Here is a 3,119-nt window from a genome sequence, read left to right on the forward strand (position 1 = left end):
CCGGGCCCTTGGCAAAGAGGCGATGAAGGCGCGGGTCATTCCGCCGGTGCTGGCCGGCGAGAAGATCTCGGCCCTGGCCATCACCGAACCGTCGGGCGGCTCGGACGTCGCCGCCCTGACCACCACGGCCCGCCGCGACGGCGACGACTATGTGGTCAATGGCAGCAAGACCTACATCACCAGCGGTCTGCGGGCCGATTTCTACACGGTGGCGGTGCGGACCGGGGGCGAGGGTGCCGGCGGCATATCGCTGCTGCTGATCGAACGCGACCGCGAGGGCTTTACCCGCACGCCGCTGAAGAAGCAGGGCTGGTGGGCCTCGGACACCGCCACCCTCTATTTCGACCAGGTGCGGGTGCCGGTCGAGAACCTGATCGGGGCCGAGAACCAGGGCTTTGCCGGGATCATGCGCAATTTCAACAGCGAGCGGATCGGCATGACCGCGGGGGCCGTCGGTTTCTCGCGGGTCTGTCTGGAAGACGCCATCGCCTGGGCCCGGGAGCGCAAGACCTTCGGCAAGCGTCTGGCCGACCATCAGGTGATCCGCCACAAGCTGGCCGACATGTACAAGCGCATCAGCACCACCCAGGCCTGGCTGGAGACCCTGGCCTGGCGGATCCAGCAGGGCGAGCAGCCGATCGCCGAGATCGCCCTGCTCAAGGTCCAGGCCACCGAGACCCTGGAGTACTGTGCCCGTGAAGCGATGCAGGTGATGGGCGGGGCCGGCTACATGCGCGGCAGCCGCGTCGAGCGGATCTATCGCGAGGTGCGGGTCAATGCGATCGGCGGCGGCTCGGAGGAGATCATGCGCGACCTGGCGGCCCGGCAGATGGGGATCTGAGCGCGGGGCTAAGCCTCGCCCAGCAGGGCCTTGATCGGGGCCCAGCTCATCCGGTGGATCGGCGAGGGCCCCAGCCGCTGCAGGGCCGCGACATGGACGGCGGCGTGGTAGCCCTTGTGGCCGGCGAAGCCGTAGCCGGGATGGACGGCGTCCATCTCGACCATGATCCGGTCGCGAGCCTCCTTGGCCAGGATCGAGGCCGCCGCGATCGAGCACGACAGGGCGTCGCCCTTGACCACGGTCTGCAGCGGGCACGGCAGGTCGAACCGGTAGTTGCCGTCGACCAGGGCGAAGGCCGGGGTCACGGCCAGGGCCTCGACCGCCCGGCGCATGGCCAGGCCCGTGGCCTTGAGGATGTTGCTCCCGTCGATCTCCTCGACACCGGCCAGGCCCACGCCCCAGGCGATGGCGGCCTCCTGGATCTCCAGCTCCAGCGCCGCCCGGGCCCGGGCGGTAAGTTTCTTGGAGTCGTTGAGGCCCTTGGGGATGCGGTCCGGATCGAGGATCACCGCCCCGGCGCTGACCGGCCCGGCCCAGGGCCCCCGCCCCGCCTCGTCGACGCCGCAGACCGGGCTGTGGCCACAGGCCAGTTCGAGAGACATGTCGGGACCGGTGCGCATCGGGCCTGTCTAGGGCGGTTTGCCGGGCTTGAAAACGCCCGGACATTTGCACCCCGGCCGCGATGCGCTTAATCGGCTGTACATGAGCACGACTGACGACCTCGACGACAAGAAGGCCCGCGCCCGGGCCTGGTTCGAAACCCTGCGCGACCGGATCTGCGCCGAATTCGAGACCCTGGAGGACGAGGCCCCGGCCGACCTCTATCCCGGGCCGGCCGGCCGTTTCGAACGCAAGCCCTGGGACCGGGCGGCAGGTGGCGGCGGCGTCATGTCGATGATGCACGGCCGATTGTTCGAGAAGGTCGGGGTGCATGTCTCGACGGTGTTCGGCACCTTCACGCCGGAGATGGCCAAGTCGATGCCGGGGGCGGCCGAGGACCCGCGCTTCTTTGCGACAGGCATCAGCCTGATCGCCCACATGACCAATCCGCGGGTGCCGGCCGTGCACATGAACACCCGCTTCATCGCCACGACCAAGAGCTGGTTCGGCGGCGGCGGCGACCTGACCCCCCTGCTGGGCTATCAGCGCCAGCAGGACTTCCCTGACGCCGTCGACTTCCACGCCGCTTACCAGCGGGCCTGCGACGCCCATCACCCCGACTGGCACGCCAAGTACAAGGCCTGGTGCGACGAGTACTTCTTCCTGCCACACCGCAACGAGCCACGCGGCATCGGCGGCATCTTCTACGACCATCACGACAGCGGCGACTGGGACCGCGACTTTGCCTTCACCCGCGATGTCGGCCAGGCCTTCCTGGACATCTATCCCACCCTGGTGCGCCGCCGGATGGGCGAGGCCTGGACCGCCGACGAGCGCGAGCAGCAGTTGGTGCAGCGCGGCCGCTATGTCGAGTTCAACCTGCTCTATGACCGGGGCACGATGTTCGGGCTGAAGACCGGCGGCAATGTCGAGTCGATCCTCAGTTCCATGCCCCCGGCGGTGAAGTGGCCGTAAGGGCCCTGTGATCTGGACACGGCTTCGCCGCCTCACGCGGTTTGACCGCTGAAGGTGTGGGAAGGGCTGCGGAGCGTCCGGGCCTCGCCCGGAGCAAAGAGTTTTGAAGTACCGTTTCGACGAAGTTCAGACGCTCCGCGTAGTCCGTTATCCGGTGAGCCTTCGGGACGCGGGGTTTTAACCCGCTCCCGACTTCGGCCCCCGACGGGTGGAGGGGAAGCGACCCCGTCCAGACCGTCCGGGCGATTTCAGCCCGGACCTGTTGCGTGTCCGCCGGACCGCCGCCCCAAGGAACTGATCCCAAACCCCGATCCGAAACGCCCGCCTTCCCTGGAGGGACAGGCCACGTCTCGCAAACCGGGCACTTGAGGCCCCAGATGACGGCCGACGGGACGCTGCCCGCTCGACCACCCCAGACCGCCGCATCGGTCGCCGTACGTGCGCCCTTCCCGTGCGATCTGGTGGGATGATTATGCGGGGCGTTTTGGGTGCGTTTGATTGGCGCGGTGGGGATTTTTGTAAGGGTTTGAATTAGCTGGGGTTTGTTGGCGGGGTTACGGGGATTGGAGGCGCTGGATCCCCGTTCTCTCCCGTCATTCCCGCCCTTGTGGCGGGAACCCCTCTGTCCGCCGCAGGTGCAGGCGGGGCGAAGTGCGCGCGCACTTCGCCGGCATTTCACGGTTCAGCTGAACCAGGGGTTCCC

At 68.0% G+C, this 3,119-nt stretch carries 3 protein-coding genes; 2 read left to right on the plus strand and 1 reads right to left on the minus strand.

What is annotated here, in order from left to right; translation table 11 throughout:
* Positions 1 to 841: acyl-CoA dehydrogenase family protein (locus DBR10_RS05375; protein ID WP_233243283.1), on the plus strand; the 841-nt coding region annotated here is incomplete at its 5' end.
* 8 nt (positions 842 to 849) lie between these two features.
* Here the strand turns inward: DBR10_RS05375 and DBR10_RS05380 are convergent.
* Positions 850 to 1,461, minus strand: coding sequence for a ribonuclease HII (locus DBR10_RS05380; RefSeq protein ID WP_108505558.1), 612 nt, complete (start codon positions 1,459 to 1,461; stop codon positions 850 to 852).
* 82 nt (positions 1,462 to 1,543) lie between these two features.
* Here DBR10_RS05380 and hemF point away from each other — a divergent pair, with 82 nt between their 5' ends.
* Positions 1,544 to 2,416, plus strand: coding sequence for an oxygen-dependent coproporphyrinogen oxidase (gene hemF / locus DBR10_RS05385; RefSeq protein ID WP_108505557.1), 873 nt, complete (start codon positions 1,544 to 1,546; stop codon positions 2,414 to 2,416).
* Positions 2,417 to 3,119: the final 703 nt, after the last annotated feature.

It is taken from the genome of Caulobacter sp. HMWF025 (assembly GCF_003060965.1).
In the GTDB taxonomy this organism is placed as follows: domain Bacteria; phylum Pseudomonadota; class Alphaproteobacteria; order Caulobacterales; family Caulobacteraceae; genus Caulobacter.